Consider the following 21979-nt stretch of genomic DNA (forward strand, 5'->3'; position numbering starts at 1 on the left):
TTCGCAAGTAGCTCTATTTTCCTGGCTACTTGCGCGCGCTAACATTTTTTTTCTTCTTGAGAGAGTCTTACGGTTTGAGGTTTGAATTTCTTGCCATACTTTTTCGTTATGCTGGACCTCGATTTTTTGTTTCCAATACCAAGTCTAGCATCAGTTGCTACCTAGTTTTATGATTACTTATTCAAGAATACAAAGTGCTATTTAAATATAGAGCATCCCAAGAAAAATTTATGGAGGTAATCTAATACGATGAATAAACAGCAAGTTCTGAAGGCTTACCCGCTATCATCGATGCAAGCCGGCATTCTATTTTCTTCTTTAATGAACAAGAATACAGATGAATATTTTGTACAACTAGAGTTGTCGTTGAACGGAGATTTAAATATACATTTTCTTGAGAAAAGTTTTAGTTTATTAATTCAAAATCATGATGTGCTTAGAAGCTTCTTTGTATTTGAAAAAATAAAGAAACCGAGACAGGTTATTTTAACTGAGCGCTCTGCAAAAATTTATTATGAAGATATATCTAATTATGAAGAAAATGAAAAACTATCGTACATCCAAGAATTCAAGAAAAAAGACAGGGAGATGGGATTCGATCTTAGAAAAGATCTGCTGATGAGGCTGTCAGTGATCCAGACGGGGAAGGAAACGTACAGAGTGATCTGGAGCTACCATCACATCATCATGGATGGCTGGTGCAATGGGATCGTTCTGGGAGATTTGTTCGGGTATTACGTTCAATTGAACAGCGGTCAGCGCGTGGAGCTGGAAAAAGCGTATCCGTACAGCGATTACATCCAATGGCTGGGGGAGCAGGATCAAGAAGAGGCGCTGGAGTACTGGGAGAACTACTTGAGGGGGTACGAGGAACAGGCAAGCGTACCGACGCAGCGGAAAGGTGAAGGAAACGGGAAGTATCGGCAAGAGGAAATGTTCGTTACCGTAGGGGAAAAGGAGAGCAGTCAATTGAACAGGCTCGCCCAAACGTACCAAGTGACGATCAATACGATGATTCAGGCGATCTGGGGGATTTTGCTGCAAAGGTACAACCAAGCGAGCGACGTGGTGTTTGGTTCGGTAGTCTCGGGAAGACCTGCGGAAATTGAAGGCGTGGAGAAAATGGTGGGGTTATTCGTGAATACGATTCCCATTCGAGTGTACGCAGAGCCGACGGAGCGATTTGCAGACCTGGTGCAAGGGATGCAGCACAGAGCGTTAGCCTCGGAGAAATACGATTACGTATCGTTAGCGGATGTGCAGGCGAAGAGCCAGGTGAAGCAAGGATTGCTGGATCACATCATGGTGTTTCAAAATTTCCCTATAGGTGAAGAGCTGAAGAATCAAACGGACGGGGAAGGGTTAGGCTTTGAGATAGAGGGAGTCGAAGCGTTCGAGCAGACGAACTATGACTTTAACATCACGGTCATTCCGGGGAAACAGCTGACGTTTAAAATGAATTACAATGCAAAGGCGCACGATCAGGAGTTTATCCGGAGAATTGGGCAGCATCTGGAGAAAATTATCCAGCAGGTAGTGAAGTATCCGGAGCTGCGGATTCAAGAGCTTGACATCGTAACAGAAGAGGAACGGGAGCAGGTGCTGGTGTCGTTCAACAAGACGGAGGCACCATACCCGAGAGAGAAGACGATTAGCGAGCTGTTCGAGGAACAGGTGGAGAAAACTCCTGGGCAAGTAGCAGTGGTGTACGAAGGGGAGGAGTGGACGTACGAAGAGCTGAATGCAAGGTCGAACCAAGTGGCCCGTGTGCTGCGCAAGCACGGGGTAGGAACCGAGACGATCGTGGGCATCATGGTGGAACGTTCGCTGGAGATGATGGCAGGAATCCTGGGCATCCTGAAGGCAGGAGGAGCGTATTTGCCGATTGACCCGGACTATCCTTCAGAGCGGATTGCGTACATGCTGGAGGATAGCGGGACGAAGGTGTTGCTGACGCAGAAGCGGCTGACGGACCGAGTGGTGTTTGACGGAAGCATTGTGGCGTTGGATGAGGCGGGCGTATATGCAGAGGAAGAGCGCGGGAATATCGCGGGCGAGCACACGGCTGCTAGTTTGGCGTACGTGATTTATACGTCAGGGTCCACCGGGAAGCCGAAAGGGGTACTGGTAGAGCATCGATCTTTGGTGAATTTGTCACTATGGCACCAGCAACAGTATGCAGTTACAGCGAAGGATCGAAGCACGAAATTCGCAGGATTCGGGTTTGATGCGTCGGTGTGGGAAATTTTCCCGTATTTGATTAGCGGCTCCACGATCTATATCGTCAGCGAATGGATTCGCAGCGATGTGAAGCAATTACAGCAGTATATGGAGAGTAACGGGATTACGATTAGCTTTTTACCGACGTCGATGTGTGAAAAGTTTATGGAAGAAGAAGTCGGCTCCTTACGGTTGTTGTTAACGGGGGGAGATAAGCTACATCAATATAAAAGGCAGAAGTATGAGATCGTCAATCACTATGGACCAACGGAGAATACGGTAGTAGCCACCAGCTATGTAGTGGAAGAAGGGGCAAGAAATATCCCGATCGGAAAGCCGCTGCCGAATATGCAAGTGTATGTGCTGGGTGAAGCGAACCAGTTGCAGCCTATCGGAATCGCGGGAGAGCTGTGCATAGCCGGAGACGGGTTGGCACGAGGATATTTGAACCGTCCAGAGCTGACGAAGGAGAAATTTGTCGAGAACCCGTTTGTGCCGGGAGAGCGGATGTACCGGACGGGGGACTTGGCCAGATGGCTGCTGGATGGGAACCTGGAGTACTTGGGCCGGATTGATGAGCAGGTGAAGATCCGTGGCTTCCGGATTGAGCTGGGAGAGGTGCATGAGCAGCTCATGAAGCATGAAGCGGTGGAAGACGCGGTCGTCATAGCCCGGAAGGGAGAAGAAGGCCAATCGTACTTGTGCGCGTACGTGGTGACGGAAGAGGAGTTACCGGTGTCGGCATGGCGCAAGCATATGGGCCAAAGCTTGCCGGAGTATATGATCCCGTCGTACTTTGTACGAATGGAGAAGCTGCCGCTGACGCCAAACGGGAAGGTGGACCGCAAGGCGCTGCCAGCCCCGGAAGGAACGGTACACACGGGCGTGGAGTATGTCGCGCCGCGAAACGACATGGAGTCGAAGCTGGCGGACATCTGGTCGGAAGTGCTCGGCATGGAGCGCATCGGGGTCCGGGACAACTTCTTTGAGCTAGGAGGACACTCGCTGAAAGCGATGATGCTGGTGTCGCGGATTCACCAGGAGCTGCAGGTGGAGGTGCCGCTGCGCGAAGTGTTTGGGAACGCGACGATCGAAGCGATGGCGGGCTACCTGCAGGAAGCAGAGAAGAAAGTATATACCGCGATAGAGCGTGTGGAAGCGAGAGCGTTTTATCCGCTGTCGCCCGCACAAAAGCGGGTATATGTGGTCCAGCAGCTGGAAGGAGCAGGAGTCAGCTATAATATGTCGACGGTGCTGAAGCTGGAAGGAAAGCTGGACCGGGGACGTCTGGGTGAGGCCTTGCAAACGGTGGTGAACCGGCACGAGGCATTGCGCACGTCCTTTGACATGGCTGACGGGGAACTGGTGCAGCGGGTGCACGCGGAAGTGGAACTGGCCGTAGCGTACGAAGAAGCGAGCGCTATGGAGATCGAGCATTTGATCCAAACGTTCATCCGTCCGTTTGATCTGAGTCAAGCACCGTTACTCCGGGCGGGAATCATACAGCTGGGGAAAGAGGAGCATGTACTAATGGTGGACATGCACCACATCATCTCTGACGGGGTGTCGATCAATCTCTTCCTGCAGGAGTTCATGCAGACGTATGAAGGACGAGAGCTTGGGGAGCCCGGAATCCAGTACAAGGATTATGCCGTATGGCTACAGGAGCGGATCCAGAAGGGAGAAATCGAGAAGCAAGAGCAGTACTGGCTGGGGGCGTTCGCAGGAGAAGTGCCTGTACTGGAGCTACCAACGGATTATCCGCGTCCGGCTGTGCAGCAGTTTGAAGGTGCCAGCGTAGGCTGCGCGCTAGGGGAGGAGTACAGCCAGAAGCTGGTGAAGCTGTCGCGGGATCGAGGAGCGACGCTGTATATGACCCTACTTGCGGCATATACCGTGCTGCTGTCGAAATATACAGGGCAAGAAGACATCGTGGTGGGCACGCCGATTGCGGGAAGAGGGCATGCCGACCTCGGTGAAGTGATGGGGATGTTCGTAAATACGTTGGCGCTGAGGAACCGCCCGCAAGGGGAGAAAACGTTTGTTTCGTACCTGGAGGACGTGAAAGCGCAGGTGCTGCAGGCGTATGAGAACCAGGAGTATCCGCTGGAGGAGTTGGTGGAGAAGCTGGGGGTACGGAGAGATTTGAGCCGGAATCCACTGTTTGATACGTTGTTCGCGTTGCAAAACATGGAGATGAAAGAGTTCGGTCTGGAAGGGCTGAAGGTAAGTCCGTATGGGTACGAAGGAAAAATTGCGAAATTTGATGTGAGCGTGCAGGCCGTCGAAGGGGAAGGGAAGCTCTACTTCCATGTGGAATACGGAAGCCGGTTGTTCCGCCCGGAAACGATGGAAAGATGGAGCAGTCATTGGCTGAGGTTGTTAGAGCAGGTGGCGGATCAGCCGGAGATCAAGCTGTCGGACATCGTGCTAATGACGAAAGAGGAACGGGAGCAGGTGTTGGTGTCGTTCAACGAAACGGAGGCACTGTACCCAAGGGAGAAGACGATTAGCGAGCTGTTCGAGGAACAGGCGGAGAAGACTCCTGGGCAAGTAGCAGTGGTGTATGAAGGGGAGGAGTGGACGTACGAAGAGCTGAATGCAAGGTCGAACCAAGTGGCCCGTGTGCTGCGCAAGCACGGGGTAGGAACCGAGACGATCGTGGGCATCATGGTGGAACGCTCGCTGGAGATGATGGCAGGCATCTTGGGCATCCTGAAGGCAGGAGGCGCGTATTTGCCGATTGATCCGGACTATCCGGCAGAGCGGATTGCGTACATGCTGGAGGATAGCGGGACGAAGGTGCTGTTGACGCAGAAGCGGCTGACGGACCGAGTGGTGTTTGACGGAAGCATTGTGGCGTTGGATGAGGCGGGCGTATATGCAGAGGAAGAGCGCGGGAATATCGCGGGCGAGCACACGGCTGCTAGTTTGGCGTACGTGATTTATACGTCAGGGTCCACCGGGAAGCCGAAGGGGGTACTGGTGGAGCATCGATCTTTGGTGAATTTGTCACTATGGCACCAGCAACAGTATGCAGTTACAGCGAAGGATCGAAGCACGAAATTCGCAGGATTCGGGTTTGATGCGTCGGTGTGGGAAATTTTCCCGTATTTGATTAGCGGCTCCACGATCTATATCGTCAGCGAATGGATTCGCAGCGATGTGAAGCAATTACAGCAGTATATGGAGAGTAACGGGATTACGATTAGCTTTTTACCGACGTCGATGTGTGAAAAGTTTATGGAAGAAGAAGTCGGCTCCTTACGGTTGTTGTTAACGGGGGGAGATAAGCTACATCAATATAAAAGGCAGAAGTATGAGATCGTCAATCACTATGGACCAACGGAGAATACGGTAGTAGCCACCAGCTATGTGGTGGAAGAAGGGGCAAGCAATATCCCTATCGGAAAGCCGCTGCCGAATATGCAAGTGTATGTGCTGGGTGAAGCGAACCAGTTGCAGCCTATCGGAATCGCGGGAGAGCTGTGCATAGCCGGAGACGGGTTGGCACGAGGGTACTTGAACCGACCGGATCTAACGAAGGAAAAGTTTGTCGAGAACCCGTTTGTCCCTGGAGAGCGGATGTACCGGACGGGGGATTTGGCCAGATGGTTGCCGGATGGGAACCTAGAGTACTTGGGCCGGATCGATGAGCAGGTGAAGATCCGTGGCTTCCGGATTGAGCTGGGAGAGGTGCATGAGCAGCTCATGAAGCATGAAGCGGTGGAAGACGCGGTCGTCGTAGCGCGGAAGGGAGAAGAAGGCCAATCGTACTTGTGCGCGTACGTGGTGACGGAAGAGGAGTTACCGGTGTCGGCATGGCGCAAGCATATGGGCCAAAGCTTGCCGGAGTATATGATTCCGTCGTACTTCGTGCGAATGGAGAAGCTGCCGCTGACGCCAAACGGGAAGGTGGACCGCAAGGCGCTGCCAGCCCCGGAAGGAACGGTACACACGGGTGTGGAGTACGTTGCACCGCGCAACGACGTGGAGGCGAAGCTGGCGGACGTCTGGTCGGAGGTGCTCGGTTTAGAGCGTGTGGGCGTCCGGGACAACTTCTTTGAGCTGGGGGGACACTCGCTGAAAGCGATGATGCTGGTTTCGCGGATTCATCAGGAATTGCAGGTGGAGGTGCTGCTGCGCGAAGTGTTCAGGCACGCAACGATCGAAGCGATGGCAGGCTACTTGCAGGAAGCGGAAAAGACAACGCACACCCCGATAGAGCGGGTGGAAGCGAGAGCGTTTTATCCGGTGTCGCCCGCGCAAAAACGGGTATATGTGGTCCAGCAACTGGAAGGAGTAGGAGTCAGCTACAATATGCCGATGGTGCTGAAGCTGGAAGGAAAGCTGGACTGGGGGCGTCTGAGCGCGGCTTTGCAAACGGTGGTGAACCGGCACGAGGCATTGCGCACGTCCTTTGATATGGCGGACGGGGGACTGGTACAGCGGGTACAAGAGGAAGTGGAACTGGCTGTAGCGTACGAAGAAGCGAGCGCTGTGAAAGTGGAGATCGAGCGTCGGATCGAATCATTCATCCGTCCGTTTGATCTGAGTCAAGCGCCGTTACTGCGGGCGGGCATTCTACAGCTGGGGGAAGAGGAGCATGTGCTGGTGGTGGACATGCACCATATTATCTCTGATGGGGTGTCGATCAACCTGTTCCTACAGGAGTTTATGCAGGCGTATGAAGGACGAGAGCTTGGGGAGCCGGGCATCCAGTACAAGGATTATGCGGTATGGCAGCAGGAGCGGATCCGGAAGGGAGAGATCGAGAAGCAGGAGCAGTACTGGCTGAGCGCGTTCGCAGGAGAAGTGCCGGTGCTGGAGCTGCCGACGGATTATCCGCGTCCGGCTATGCAGCAGTTTGAAGGTGCCAGCGTAGGCTGCGCACTAGGGGAAGAGTACAGCCAGAAGCTGGTGAAGCTGTCGCGGGAGCGAGGAGCGACGCTGTATATGACCCTACTTGCGGCATATACCGTACTGCTGTCGAAATATACAGGGCAAGAAGACATCGTGGTGGGCACGCCGATTGCGGGAAGAGGGCATGCCGACCTGGGTGAAGTGATGGGGATGTTCGTGAATACGCTGGCGCTGCGAAACCGCCCGGAAGGGGAGAAAACGTTCGTATCGTACCTGGAGGGCGTGAAAGCGCAGGTGCTGCAGGCGTATGAGAACCAGGAGTATCCGCTGGAGGAACTGGTGGAGAAGTTGGGGGTACGGAGAGATTTGAGCCGGAATCCGCTGTTTGATACGTTGTTTACGCTGCAAAACGTAGAGATGAAGGAGTTCGGTCTGGAAGGACTGAAGGTAAGCCCGTACGGATATGAAGGAAAGATTGCGAAATTTGATGTAAGTCTGCAGGCAGTCGAAGGGGAAGGGAAGCTCTACTTCCAGATGGAGTACGGAAGCCGGTTGTTCCGCCCGGAAACGATGGAGAGATGGAGCAACCACTGGCTGAGGTTGTTAGAGCAGGTGGCGGACCAGCCGGAGATCAGGTTGTCGGACATCGAGCTGATGACGGAAGAGGAACGGGAGCAGGTGCTGGTGTCGTTCAACGAGGCGGAAGCGCCGTACCCGAGGGAGATGGCGATTAGCGAGCTGTTCGAGGAACAGGCAGCAAAGACACCGAAGCAAGTAGCAGTGGTGTACGAAGGACAGGAGTGGACGTATGAAGAGTTGAATGCCAGATCGAACCAAGTGGCACGGATGCTGCGCAAGCACGGGGTAGGGTCCGAGACGATCGTGGGCATCATGGTGGAACGTTCGCTGGAGATGATGGCCGGGATCTTGGGCATTCTGAAGGCAGGGGGAGCGTATTTGCCGATTGACCCGGACTATCCGTCAGAGCGGATTGCGTACATGCTGGAGGATAGCGGGACGAAGGTGCTGCTGACGCAGAAACGGCTGACGGGCCGAGTGGCATTTGACGGAAGCATCGTGGCGTTGGATGAGGCGGGCGTATATGCAGAGGAAGAGCGCGGGAATATCGCGCGCGAGCATACGGCCGCTAGTTTGGCGTACGTGATTTATACGTCGGGGTCCACCGGGAAACCGAAAGGGGTACTGGTGGAGCATGCGAGTCTAACCAACATGTTGTCAGCGATGCAGCAACGGTATCCATTACAAGCAACCGGAGCTTATCTATTAAAGACTGCCTATACGTTTGATGTATCGATCACGGAGTTGTTCGGGTGGATACTAGGGAACGGCCAACTGGTAATAGCCAAGCAAGGCGCGGAAAAGGACTGGGCTAAACTGGAAGAGGTGATCGATCGCCATCCAATCACGCACATCAACTTCGTTCCCGCGATGCTGCATCTGGTGATGAACGACGGTGTAGAACAAGAGAAGGTCAAGAAACTGGAATACGTGTTTGTAGCAGGAGAAGCGCTACCTAGCGACTTGGCGAACAAGCTGAACGAGTCATGGCCGGACGTTAAGGTGGAAAATATGTACGGTCCGACGGAAGCGACCATCTATGCAACACAATATGCGCTGGGAAGGAAGGAAGGAGTCCACGTCCCGATCGGAAAGCCGCTGCCGAATACCCAAGTGTATGTGCTGGATGGAGCGAAGCTGTTGCAGCCAATCGGAATCGCGGGCGAGCTGTGCATAGCCGGAGATGGGTTGGCACGAGGGTACTTGAACCAACCGGAGCTGACGGAGGAGAAGTTTGTAGAGAACCCGTTTGTGGCTGGAGCGCGGATGTACCGAACAGGGGACTTGGTCAGATGGCTGCCGGACGGGAACTTAGAGTACTTGGGGCGGATCGACGAACAGGTGAAGATCCGTGGCTTCCGGATTGAGTTGGGAGAGGTGCGCGAGCAGCTTGTGAAGCATGAAGCGGTGGAAGACGCGGTCGTCGTAGCCCGGAAGGGAGAAGAAGGCGAAGCGTACTTATGCGCGTACGTGGTAACGGAAGAGGAGCTGTCAGTGTCGGTCTGGCGCAAGCACATGGGCCAAAGCTTGCCGGAGTATATGATCCCGTCGTACTTCGTGCGACTGGAGCAGTTGCCGCTGACGCCAAACGGGAAGGTGGACCGCAAGGCGCTGCCGGCACCGGAAGGGGCGGTACACACAGGCGTGGAGTACGTCGCGCCGCGAAACGACATGGAGGCGAAGCTGGCGGACATCTGGTCGGAGGTGCTCGGTTTGGAGCGCATCGGGGTGCGGGACAACTTCTTCGAGCTGGGAGGAGACTCGATCAAGGCGATTCAAATCAGCGCCCGTTTGCATAAACAACAGTTGAAGCTGGAAATCGCGAATTTGTTCCTGCATCCGACGATCGAAGACGTGAGTCTGTATGTACGGCAGGTAGAGACGAGCATCGATCAAGGTCAAGTGAAGGGGCAGGTAGAGCTCACCCCGATTCAGCGATGGTTTTTCGAACAAGACTTCCAAGCGAAGCATCATTGGAACCAGTCGATGATGGTATATAGGCAAGAAGGCTTCAACAACGAGGCGCTGAGGGAGGTTTTGCAGGAACTGGTGGCCCATCATGATGCGCTGCGAATGAGGTATGAGGGCGAAGGAGACAGCATCCTTCAAGTTAACGAAGGGATCGAAGGGAACAGAATCGAGCTAAGCGTAGTAGAGATCGTCGGGGATGAAGAAGAAGTGGCAAGGCGGATTGAGTCGGAGTCGGAGTGTCTGCAAAGCAGCCTGAACCTGCAGTCGGGCCCGCTGATGAGAGCCGGCTTATTCAAGACTAGTGAGGGAGACCACTTGCTGCTGGTGGTCCATCATCTGGTGATCGACGGAGTCTCATGGAGAATTCTGCTGGAAGATTTGGCGCTCGGGTATGAACAGCGTCTGGCGAATGAGGAAGTGAGTTTGCCGGAGAAAACGAACTCGTACCAACAGTGGTCCAAGGAACTGAACGAGTATGCCAACAGCAGGAAGCTGCTGAGGGAGAAGCCATATTGGAAAGCGGTGGAAGAGGCGGAAATTGCAAGACTGCCGAAGGACAAGGAGGCTGAGGCACAAGGGAATACATGGGGAGAGAGCCGGATCGAGATCGTGGAGTTCACGGAAGAAGAGACGGAGAAGCTGCTGAGAAACGTGCACCAAGCGTACCATACGGAGATGAATGACATCCTGCTGACAGGACTGACACAGGCCGTGGAAGAGTGGACGGGAGAAGAACGAGTAGGGCTGACGCTGGAGGGACACGGAAGGGAAGAGGTCATCAAGGGAGTGAGCGTGAGCCGGACGGTGGGCTGGTTTACGAGCATGTACCCGGTGGTGTTGGAAATCAAGGGAAGGGAAGAACTGGGGAATCAAATCAAGCAGGTGAAAGAAACGCTGAGAAGGATACCGAATAAGGGGATCAGATACGGGATTCTAAAATACGTGACGGAGAAGGAAAAAACCCAGGAGCTGGAATTCAAACAAAGACCGGAGATTAGCTTCAACTACTTGGGGCAGTTTGACGCAGAGATGGGAAGCGGTGTATTTGAAGGCTCTGGGATGCCGATGGGAAGCGCATTTCATCGAGATTCAGAACGAACATACAAGCTGGACGTGAGCGGCGCCATTGTGGGAGGCAAGCTGCAGATGAGCATCCAGTATCCGGGAAGAGAGTACCGGGAAGAGACGATCAAGGGATTGCTGGAGAGCTATCGAGACCACCTGTGCCGGATTATCGAGCATTGTGTACAAAAAGAGGATGCTGAGAGAACACCTAGCGATTTTAGTACGAAAGCGTTGAATCTGGAGAGTTTGGAAGTAGTTTTGTCCAAGCTGGAGGAAATACGAGACGGGAACGAGATAGAAGACGTATATACGCTGTCCCCGATGCAAGAAGGAATGCTGTTTCATGCCCTAGCGGAAAGAGGCAGAAGCGATTATTTTGTCCAATTGAGCTTATCGGTCAAGGGTCGGCTTGAAATAGAAGCTTTGACTACGAGTTTCCAGCGGATGGTTGAGAAATATTCGATCCTAAGAACGAACTTTTTGTATGAAAAAATAGATCAGCCTTATCAAGTCGTCTGGAAAACGAGAAAGGTGAATGTGTATTACGAGGACATCAGGGAGCTTGCAGAGGAAGAAAAGGAAGCCCGTTTGCAAGAGTATGAGAACGGGGAGAAGGAAAGAGGATTCGATCTTAGCAAGGATCTTCTGATGAAGGTGTCGGTGATCCAGACGGGTGAGGACACGTACAGAGTGATCTGGAGTTACCATCACATCATCATGGATGGCTGGTGCACGGGGATCATTCTGGGAGATTTGTTCAAGTATTACGTTCAATTGAAAAGCGGTCAGCGCGTGGAGTTGGAAAAAGCGTATCCGTACAGCGATTACATCCAGTGGCTGGAGGAGCAGGATCAAGAAGAGGCGCTGGAGTACTGGGAGAACTACTTGAGGGGTTATGAGCAACAGGCAAGCGTACCGGCGCAGCGGAAAGGCGAAGGAAACGGGGAGTATCGGCAAGAGGAAGTGATCGTCACCGTAGGGGAGAAGGAGAGCGGTCAATTGAACAGGATCGCCCAAACGTACCAAGTGACGATCAATACGATGATTCAGGCGATCTGGGGGATTTTGCTGCAAAGGTACAACCAAGCGAGCGACGTGGTGTTTGGTTCGGTAGTCTCGGGAAGACCTGCGGAAATTGAAGGCGTGGAGAAAATGGTGGGGTTATTCGTGAACACGATTCCCATTCGAGTGTACGCAGAGCCGACGGAGCGATTTGCAGACCTGGTGCAAGGGATGCAGCACAGAGCGTTAGCCTCGGAGAAATACGATTACGTATCGTTAGCGGATGTGCAGGCGAAGAGCCAGGTGAAGCAAGGATTGCTGGATCACATCATGGTGTTTCAAAATTTCCCTATAGGTGAAGAGCTGAAGAATCAAACGGACGGGGAAGGGTTAGGCTTTGAGATAGAGGGAGTCGAAGCGTTCGAGCAGACGAACTATGACTTTAACATCACGGTCATTCCGGGGAAACAGCTGACGTTTAAAATGAATTACAATGCAAAGGCGCACGATCAGGAGTTTATCCGGAGAATTGGGCAGCATGTGGAGAGAATTATCCAGCAGGTAGTGAAGCATCCGGAGCTGCGGATTCAAGAGCTTGATATCGTAACAGAAGAGGAACGGGAGCAGGTATTGGTGTCGTTCAACAAGACGGAGGCACCATACCCGAGGGAGAAGACAATTAGTGAACTGTTCGAGGAACAGGTGGAGAAAACTCCTGGGCAAGTAGCAGTGGTATACGAAGGGCAGGAGTGGACGTACGAAGAGCTGAATGCCAGATCGAACCAAGTGGCGCGAATGCTGCGCAAGAACGGGGTAGGAACCGAGACGATCGTGGGCATCATGGTGGAACGTTCGCTGGAGATGATGGCAGGAATCCTGGGTATCCTGAAGGCAGGAGGAGCGTATTTGCCGATTGACCCGGACTATCCGGTAGAGCGGATTGCGTACATGCTGGAGGATAGCGGGACGAAGGTGCTGCTGACGCAGAAGCGGCTGACGGACCGAGTGGCATTTGAAGGAAGCATCGTGGCGTTGGATGAGGCGGGCGTATATGCAGAGGAAGAGCGCGGGAATATCGCGGGCGAGCATACGGCCGCTAGTTTGGCGTACGTGATTTATACGTCGGGGTCCACCGGGAAACCGAAAGGGGTACTGGTGGAGCATGCGAGTCTAACCAACATGTTGTCAGCGATGCAGCAACGGTATCCATTACAAGCAACCGGAGCTTATCTATTAAAGACTGCCTATACGTTTGATGTATCGATCACGGAGTTGTTCGGGTGGATACTAGGGAACGGCCAACTGGTAATAGCCAAGCAAGGCGCGGAAAAGGACTGGGCCAAACTGGAAGAGGTGATCGATCGCCATCCAATCACGCACATCAACTTCGTTCCCGCGATGCTGCATCTGGTGATGAACGACGGTGTAGAACAAGAGAAGGTCAAGAAACTGGAATACGTGTTTGTAGCAGGAGAAGCGCTCCCTAGCGATTTGGCGAACAAGCTGAACGAGTCATGGCCGGACGTTAAGGTGGAAAATATGTACGGTCCGACGGAAGCGACCATCTATGCAACACAATATGCCCTGGGAAGGAAGGAAGGAGTCCACGTCCCGATCGGAAAGCCGCTGCCGAATACGCAAGTGTATGTGCTGGGTGGAGCGAACCGGTTGCAGCCTATTGGAATCGCGGGAGAGCTGTGCATAGCCGGAGACGGGTTGGCACGAGGGTACTTGAACCGACCGGAGCTGACGGAGGAGAAGTTTGTGGAGAACCCGTTTGTGCCGGGAGAGCGGATGTACCGAACAGGGGACTTGGTCAGATGGTTGCCGGACGGGAACCTGGAGTACTTGGGCCGGATTGACGAGCAGGTGAAGATCCGTGGCTTCCGGATTGAGCTGGGAGAGGTACGCGAGCAGCTCGTGAAGCATGAAGCGGTGGAAGACGCGATCGTCGTAGCCCGGAAGGGAGAAGAAGGCGAAGCATACTTGTGCGCGTACGTGTTAACGGAAGCGGAGCTGCCAGTGTCGTCCTGGCGCAAGCATATGGGCCAAAGCTTGCCGGAGTATATGATCCCGTCGTACTTCGTGCGTGTGGAGCACTTGCCACTGACGCCAAACGGGAAGGTGGATCGTAAGGCGCTGCCAGCACCGGAAGGGGCGGTACACACGGGTATGGAGTACGTCGCGCCACGAAACGACGTGGAGGCAAAGCTGGCGGACATCTGGTCGGAAGTGCTCGGTCTGGAGCGCATAGGGGTCCGGGACAACTTCTTCGAGCTGGGGGGACACTCGCTGAAAGCGATGATGCTGGTGTCGCGGATTCACCAGGAGCTGCAGGTGGAGATGCCGCTGCGCGAAGTGTTCGGGAACGCGACGATCGAAGCGATGGCAGGCTACTTGCAAGAAGCGGAAAAGACAACGTATACCCCGATAGAGCGTGTGGAAGCGAGAGCGTATTATCCGGTGTCGCCGGCACAAAAACGGGTATATGTGGTCCAGCAGTTGGAAGGAGCAGGAGTCAGCTACAATATGCCGACGGTGCTGAAGCTGGAAGGAAAGTTGGACCGGGGACGTCTGGGTGAGGCCTTGCAAACGGTGGTGAACCGGAACGAGGCATTGCGCACGTCCTTTGACATGGCGGACGGGGGACTGGTGCAGCGGGTACACGCGGAAGTAGAACTGGCCGTAGCGTATGAAGAAGCGAGCGTTGAGGAAATCGAGCGTCTGATCGAAACGTTCATCCGTCCGTTTGATCTGAGTCAAGCGCCGTTACTGCGTGCAGGCATTCTACAGCTAGGGGAAGAGGAGCATGTGCTGGTGGTGGACATGCATCACATTATCTCCGACGGGGTGTCGATCAACCTATTCCTGCAGGAGTTCATGCAGACGTATGAAGGAAGAGAGCTTGGAAAGCGAGGAATCCAGTACAAAGATTATGCGGTATGGCAGCAGGAGCGAATCCGCAAGGGAGACATCGAGAAGCAGGAGCAGTACTGGCTGGAATCATTCGCAGGAGAAGTGCCGGTGCTGGAACTGCCGACGGATTATCCGCGTCCGGCTGTGCAGCAGTTTGAAGGTGCCAGCGTAGGATGCGAGCTGGGAGAGGAGTACAGCCAGAAGCTGGCGAAGCTGTCGCGGGAGAGAGGAGCGACACTGTATATGACCCTGCTTGCGGCGTATACTGTGCTGCTGTCGAAATATACAGGGCAAGAAGACATCGTGGTGGGAACGCCGATTGCGGGAAGAGGACACGCCGACCTCGGTGAAATAATGGGGATGTTCGTAAATACGTTGGCGCTGAGGAACCGCCCGCAAGGGGAGAAAACGTTCGTTTCGTACCTGGAGGATGTGAAAACGCAGGTGCTGCAGGCGTATGAGAACCAGGAGTATCCACTGGAGGAGTTGGTGGAGAAGCTGGGTGTACGGAGGGACTTGAGCCGGAATCCGCTGTTTGATACGTTGTTTACGCTGCAAAACGTAGAGATGAAGGAGTTCGGTTTGAAAGGGCTGAAGGTAAGTCCGTACGGTTACGAAGGAAAAATTGCGAAATTTGATGTGAGCGTGCAGGCCGTCGAAGGGGAAGGGAAACTCTACTTCCAGATGGAGTACGGAAGCCGGTTGTTCCGCCAAGAAACGATGGAGAGATGGAGCAGCCATTGGTTGAGGTTGTTAGAGCAGGTGGCGGATCAGCCGGAGATTAAGCTGTCTGACATTGAGCTGCTAACAGAAGAGGAACGGGAGCAGGTGTTGGTGTCGTTCAACGAAACGGAGGCACTGTACCCAAGGGAGAAGACGATTAGCGAGCTGTTCGAGGAGCAGGCGGAGAAGACTCCTGGGCAAGTAGCAGTGGTGTATGAAGGGGAGGAGTGGACGTACGAAGAGCTGAATGCAAGGTCGAACCAAGTGGCACGCGTGCTGCGTAAGCATGGGGTAGGGACCGAGACGATCGTGGGCATCATGGTGGAACGCTCGCTGGAGATGATGGCCGGGATCTTGGGCATCCTGAAGGCAGGAGGAGCGTATTTGCCGATTGACCCGGACTATCCGACAGAGCGGATTGCGTACATGCTGGAGGATAGCGGGACGAAGGTGCTGCTGACCCAGAAGCGGCTGACGGACCGGGTGGCGTTTGAAGGAAGCATCGTGGCGTTGGATGAGGCGGGCGTGTATGCAGAGGAAGAGCGTGGGAATATCGCGCGCGCGCATACGGCCGCTAGTTTGGCGTACGTGATTTATACGTCGGGGTCCACCGGGAAGCCGAAAGGGGTCATGGTGGAACAGCGCAATGTTGTCCGGTTACTGTTCAACGACAAAAACTTGTTTGACTTTGGCGATACGGACACCTGGACGTTGTTCCATTCGTTCTGCTTTGATTTTTCCGTGTGGGAAATGTACGGGGCGTTGTTGTACGGAGGGAAGCTGATCGTGGTACCTCAAAAGACAGTGAAAAATCCACAACAATTCCTTCAATTACTGAAGGATCAACAAGTAACCATATTGAATCAAACGCCAATGTATTTCTATCAGTTGCTGCATGAAGAAGGAAGAGAGGTTGGAGAGAAGCTAGCCGTAAGGAACGTAATTTTCGGAGGAGAGGCGTTAAGCCCATCCATATTGAAAGAGTGGAAAAGGAAACACCCAGATATACGATTGATTAATATGTATGGAACAACAGAAACGACAGTGCATGTTACCTACAAAGAAATCACTGAAGTGGAGATTGCTCAAGGGAAGAGCAACATTGGGAAACCGATACCAACCTTGAGGGCTTATATACTGGATAAGCAGCAGCGGATACAACCTATAGGTATACAAGGGGAGTTGTATGTTGCAGGAGAAGGAGTGGCACGAGGGTATTTGAACCGTCCGGAGCTGACGGAGGAGAAGTTTGTAGAGAACCCGTTTGTGCATGGAGAACGGATGTACCGGACGGGTGACTTAGCCAGATGGCTGCCGGATGGGAACCTGGAGTACTTGGGTCGGATCGATGAGCAGGTGAAGATCCGTGGCTTCCGGATTGAGCTGGGAGAGGTGCATGAGCAGCTCATGAAGCATGAAGCGGTGGAAGACGCGGTGGTCGTGGCCCGGAAGGGAGAAGAAGGCCAATCGTACTTGTGCGCGTACGTGGTGACGGAAGAGGAGCTGCCGGTGTCGGCATGGCGCAAACATATGGGAGAAAGCTTGCCGGAATATATGATCCCGTCGTACTTCGTACGTGTGAAGAAGCTGCCGCTGACGCCAAACGGGAAGGTGGACCGCAAGGCGCTGCCAGCCCCGGAAGGGGCGGTACACACGGGTGTGGAGTACGTCGCGCCACGAAACGACGTGGAGGCGAAGCTGGCGGACATCTGGTCAGAGGTGCTCGGTTTGGAGCGCATAGGAGTCCGGGACAACTTTTTCGAGCTTGGGGGGCACTCGCTGAAAGCGATGATGCTGGTGTCGCGGATTCACCAGGAGCTGCAGGTGGAGGTGCCGCTGCGCGAAGTGTTCGGGAACGGGACGATCGAAGCGATGGCGGGCTACTTGCAGGAAGCAGAGAAGAAATCATATACCGCGATAGAGCGGGTGGAAGCGAGAGCATTTTATCCGGTGTCGCCGGCACAAAAACGGGTATATGTGGTCCAGCAACTGGAAGGAGCAGGAGTCAGCTACAATATGCCGACGGTGCTGAAGCTGGAAGGAAAGCTGGACCGGGGCCGTCTGGGCGCGGCCTTGCAAACGGTGGTGAACCGGCACGAGGCCTTGCGTACGTTCTTTGATATGGCGGACGGGGAACTGGTGCAGCGGGTACACGCGGAAGTGGAACTGGACTGTAGCGTACGAAGAAGCGAGCGCTATGGAGATCGAGCATCGGATCCAAACGCTCATCCGTCCGTTTGATCTGAGTCAAGCACCGTTACTGCGGGCGGCATCCTACAGCTAGGGGAAGAGGAGCATGTGCTGGTGGTGGACATGCACCATATCATCTCCGACGGGGTGTCGATCAACCTGTTCCTACAGGAGTTCATGCAGGCGTATGAAGGACGAGAGTTTGGGGAGCCGGGCATCCAGTACAAGGATTATGCCGGTATGGCAGCAGGAGCGGATCCGGAAGGGAGAGATCGAGAAGCAGGAGCAGTACTGGCTGGGGGCGTTCGCAGGAGAAGTGCCTGTACTGGAGCTGCCGACGGATTATCCGCGTCCGGTTATGCAGCAGTTTGAAGGTGCCAGCGTAGGCATGCGCACTAGGGAGAGGAGTACAGCCAGAAGCTGGTAAAGCTGTCGCGGGAGTCGAGGAGCGACGCTGTATATGACCCTACTTGCGGCGATATACCGTGCTGCTGTCGAAATATACAGGTCAAGAAGACATCGTCGGTGGGAACGCCGATTGCGGGAAGAGGGCACGCCGACCTCGGTGAAGTGAATGGGGATGTTCGTAAATACGTTGGCGCTGAGGAACCGCCCGCAAGGGGAGAAAACGTTCGTTTCGTACCTGGAGGACGTGAAAACGCAGGTGCTGCAGGCATATGAGAACCAGGAATATCCGCTGGAGGAGTTGGTGGAGAAGCTGGGTGTACGGAGAGATTTGAGCCGGAATCCACTGTTTGATACGTTGTTCGCGTTGCAAAACATGGAGATGAAAGAGTTCGGTCTGGAAGGGCTGAAGGTAAGTCCGTATGGGTACGAAGGAAAAATTGCGAAATTTGATGTGAGCGTGCAGGCCGTCGAAGGGGAAGGGAAGCTCTACTTCCATGTGGAATACGGAAGCCGGTTGTTCCGCCCGGAAACGATGGAGAGATGGAGCAGCCATTGGTTGAGGTTGTTAGAGCAGGTGGCGGATCAGCCGGAGATTAAGCTGTCGGACATCGAGCTGATGACGGAAGAGGAACGGGAGCAGGTGCTGGTGTCGTTCAACGAGACGGAAGCGCCGTACCCGAGGGAGAAGACGATCAGCGAGCTGTTCGAGGAACAGGTAGCAAAGACACCAAAGCAAGTGGCGGTAGTGTACGAAGGGGAGGAGTGGACGTACGAAGAGCTGAATGCAAGGTCGAACCAAGTGGCCCGTGTGCTGCGCAAGCACGGGGTAGGAAACGAGACGATCGTGGGCATCATGGTGGAACGTTCGCTGGAGATGATGGCAGGAATCCTGGGCATCCTGAAGGCAGGAGGAGCGTATTTGCCGATTGACCCGGACTATCCGGCAGAGCGGATTGCGTACATGCTGGAGGATAGCGGGACGAAGGTGCTGTTGACGCAGAAGCGGCTGACGGACCGAGTGGTGTTTGACGGAAGCATTGTGGCGCTGGATGAGGCGGGCGTATATGCAGAGGAAGAGCGCGGGAATATCGCGGGCGAGCACACGGCTGCTAGTTTGGCGTACGTGATTTATACGTCAGGGTCCACCGGGAAGCCGAAAGGGGTATTGGTGGAGCAGCGGAACGTCGTCCGTCTGGTGAAAAACACGAATTACGTGGAGTTTGGCGAGGGAGATCGTATCCTCCAAACGGGAGCGCTGGTGTTCGATGCGTCTACGTTTGAAATTTGGGGTGCGCTGCTCAACGGTTTGCGTCTGTACTTGAGCGCTGAGCACCGTATTTTGGACCCTCAGCATCTGGGTCAGAGTATTGAGCAATATGGAATCACGACGATGTGGCTGACCGCGTCGTTGTTTAATCAAGTGGTGCAAGAGCGGATCGAAACGTTTAGGGGCCTGAAGACGTTGATCGTAGGAGGAGAAGCATTATCTGTCGAGCATGTGAACCGGGTAAGAGAAGCGCACGGGGAACTGAAGATCGTGAACGGATATGGACCGACAGAAAATACGACCTTCTCGGCTTCCTATGTGATCGATGGGAAGCAAGGGGGAACGATTCCGATCGGGAAAGCGATTAACCACTCTAAGGTCTATGTATTGGATGGAGCGAACCGGTTGCAGCCAATCGGAATCGCGGGAGAGCTGTGCGTGGCCGGAGACGGGTTGGCACGAGGATACTTGAACCGTCCGGAGCTGACGGAGGAGAAGTTTGTGGAGAACCCGTTTGTGCCTGGAGAGCGGATGTACCGGACGGGTGACTTAGCCAGATGGCTGCCGGACGGGAACCTGGAGTACTTGGGGCGGATCGACGAGCAGGTGAAGATCCGTGGCTTCCGAATTGAGCCGGACGAGGTGCGCCAGCAGCTCATGAAGCATGAAGCAGTGGAAGACGCGGTCGTCGTGTCCCGGAAGGGAGAAGAGGGCGAAGCGTACTTGTGCGCGTACGTGGTGACGGAAGAGGAGCTGCCGGTATCGGCATGGCGCAAACATATGGGAGAAAGTTTGCCGGAGTATATGATCCCGTCGTACTTCGTGCGACTGGAGAAGCTGCCGCTGACGCCAAACGGGAAGGTGGACCGCAAGGCGCTGCCAGCACCGGAAGGGGCGGTACACACAGGCGTGGAGTACGTCGCGCCGCGAAACGACATGGAGGCGAAGCTGGCGAACGTCTGGTCGGAGGTGCTCGGTTTAGAGCACATAGGGGTCCGGGACAACTTCTTTGAGTTGGGAGGAGACTCGATCAAGGCGATTCAAATCAGCGCTCGTTTGCATAAACAACAGTTGAAGCTGGAGATCGCGAACTTGTTCCTGCATCCGACAATTGAAGACGTGAGTCTGTATGTACGGCAGGTGGAAATGAGCATCGATCAAGGTCAAGTGAAGGGGCAGGTAGAGCTCACCCCGATTCAGCGATGGTTTTTCGAACAAGACTTCCAAGCGAAGCATCATTGGAACCAGTCGGTGATGGTATATAGGCAAGAGGGCTTCAACAGCGAGGCACTGAGGGAGGTCTTGCAGGAACTGGTGGCCCACCATGATGCGCTGCGAATGAGGTATGAGGGCGAAGGAGACAGCATCCTTCAAGTTAACGAAGGGATCGAAGGGAACGGAATCGAGCTAAGCGTAGTAGAGATCGTTGGGGATGAAGAAGAAGTGGCAAGGCGGATCGAGTCGGAGTCGGAGTGTCTGCAAAGCAGGCTGAACCTGCAGTCGGGCCCGCTGATGAGAGCCGGCTTATTCAAGACTAGTGAGGGAGACCACTTGCTGCTGGCGGTCCATCATCTGGTGATCGACGGAGTCTCATGGAGAATTCTGCTGGAAGATTTGGCGCTCGGGTATGAACAGCGTCTGGCGAATGAGGAAGTGAGTTTGCCGGAGAAAACGAACTCGTACCAACAGTGGTCCAAGGAACTGAACGAGTATGCCAACAGCAGAAAGCTGCTGAGGGAGAAGCCATATTGGAAAGCGGTGGAAGAGGCGGAAATTGCAAGACTGCCGAAGGACATGGAGGCTAAGGCACAAGGGAATACATGGGGAGAGAGCCGGATCGAAATCGTGGAGTTCACGGAAGAAGAGACGGAGAAGCTGCTGAGAAACGTGCACCAAGCGTACCATACGGAGATGAATGACATCCTGCTGACAGGACTGACACAGGCCGTGGAAGAGTGGACGGGAGAAGAACGAGTAGGGCTGACGCTGGAGGGACACGGAAGGGAAGAGGTCATCAAGGGAGTGAACGTGAACCGGACGGTGGGCTGGTTTACGAGCATGTACCCGGTGGTGTTGGAAATCAAGGGAAGGGAAGAACTGGGGAATCAAATCAAGCAGGTGAAAGAAACGCTGAGAAGGATACCGAATAAGGGGATCGGATACGGGATTCTGAAATACGTGACGGAGAAGGAAAAAACCCAGGAGCTGGAATTCAAACAAAGACCGGAGATTAGCTTCAACTACTTGGGGCAGTTTGATGCTGAGATGGAGAGCGGCGTATTGGAAGGCTCCGGGATGCCGATGGGAAGCGCGTTTCATCGAGATTCGGAACGAGCACATAAGCTGGATGTAGGTGGAGCCATTATGGGAGGCAAGCTGCAGATGAGCATCCAGTATCCGGGAAGCGAGTACCGGGAAGAGACGATCAAGGGATTGCTGGAGAGCTACCGAGACCACCTGCGACGGATTATCGAGCATTGTGTACAAAAAGAGGATACTGAGAGAACACCTAGCGATTTTAGTGCGAAAGCATTGAGTCTGGGGAGTCTGGAACTCATTTATTCTATGGTTGAGGAAATGGAATAGACAATATAATTGTCTCTAGTTAAGGTTCGTTTTCTACAGCTTTAAATGGCCGGCATTTTTGTTTTGGAAATTCCAACTCTAAAATGCCGGCTTCATTACCGTCACTCTCACTCCATAACTAGATAGCGGCTGAACACGATGGCGGCATTGCTTGTACAGCGGATCGAACAGATGGCTCTAGGTTGTTCT

The 21979-nt window shown here is 54.0% G+C and carries 2 protein-coding genes and 1 pseudogene; all 3 read left to right on the plus strand.

The window, feature by feature from the left end; genetic code table 11:
- Positions 1 to 249: 249 nt before the first annotated feature.
- Positions 250 to 17706 (plus strand): annotated as a pseudogene (locus tag UB51_RS26285) (non-ribosomal peptide synthase/polyketide synthase); the annotation flags it as partial.
- A gap of 55 nt (positions 17707 to 17761) precedes the next feature.
- Complete coding sequence (locus UB51_RS29595; RefSeq protein WP_445322371.1) at positions 17762 to 17956, plus strand: condensation domain-containing protein; 195 nt, start codon at positions 17762 to 17764, stop codon at positions 17954 to 17956.
- 153 nt (positions 17957 to 18109) lie between these two features.
- A complete protein-coding gene (locus UB51_RS26295) occupies positions 18110 to 21790 on the plus strand; it encodes a non-ribosomal peptide synthetase (RefSeq protein WP_234405638.1) in 3681 nt (1226 codons plus the stop codon).
- Positions 21791 to 21979: the final 189 nt, after the last annotated feature.

Source organism: Paenibacillus sp. IHBB 10380 (assembly GCF_000949425.1).
Classification (GTDB): Bacteria; Bacillota; Bacilli; order Paenibacillales; family Paenibacillaceae; genus Paenibacillus_AQ.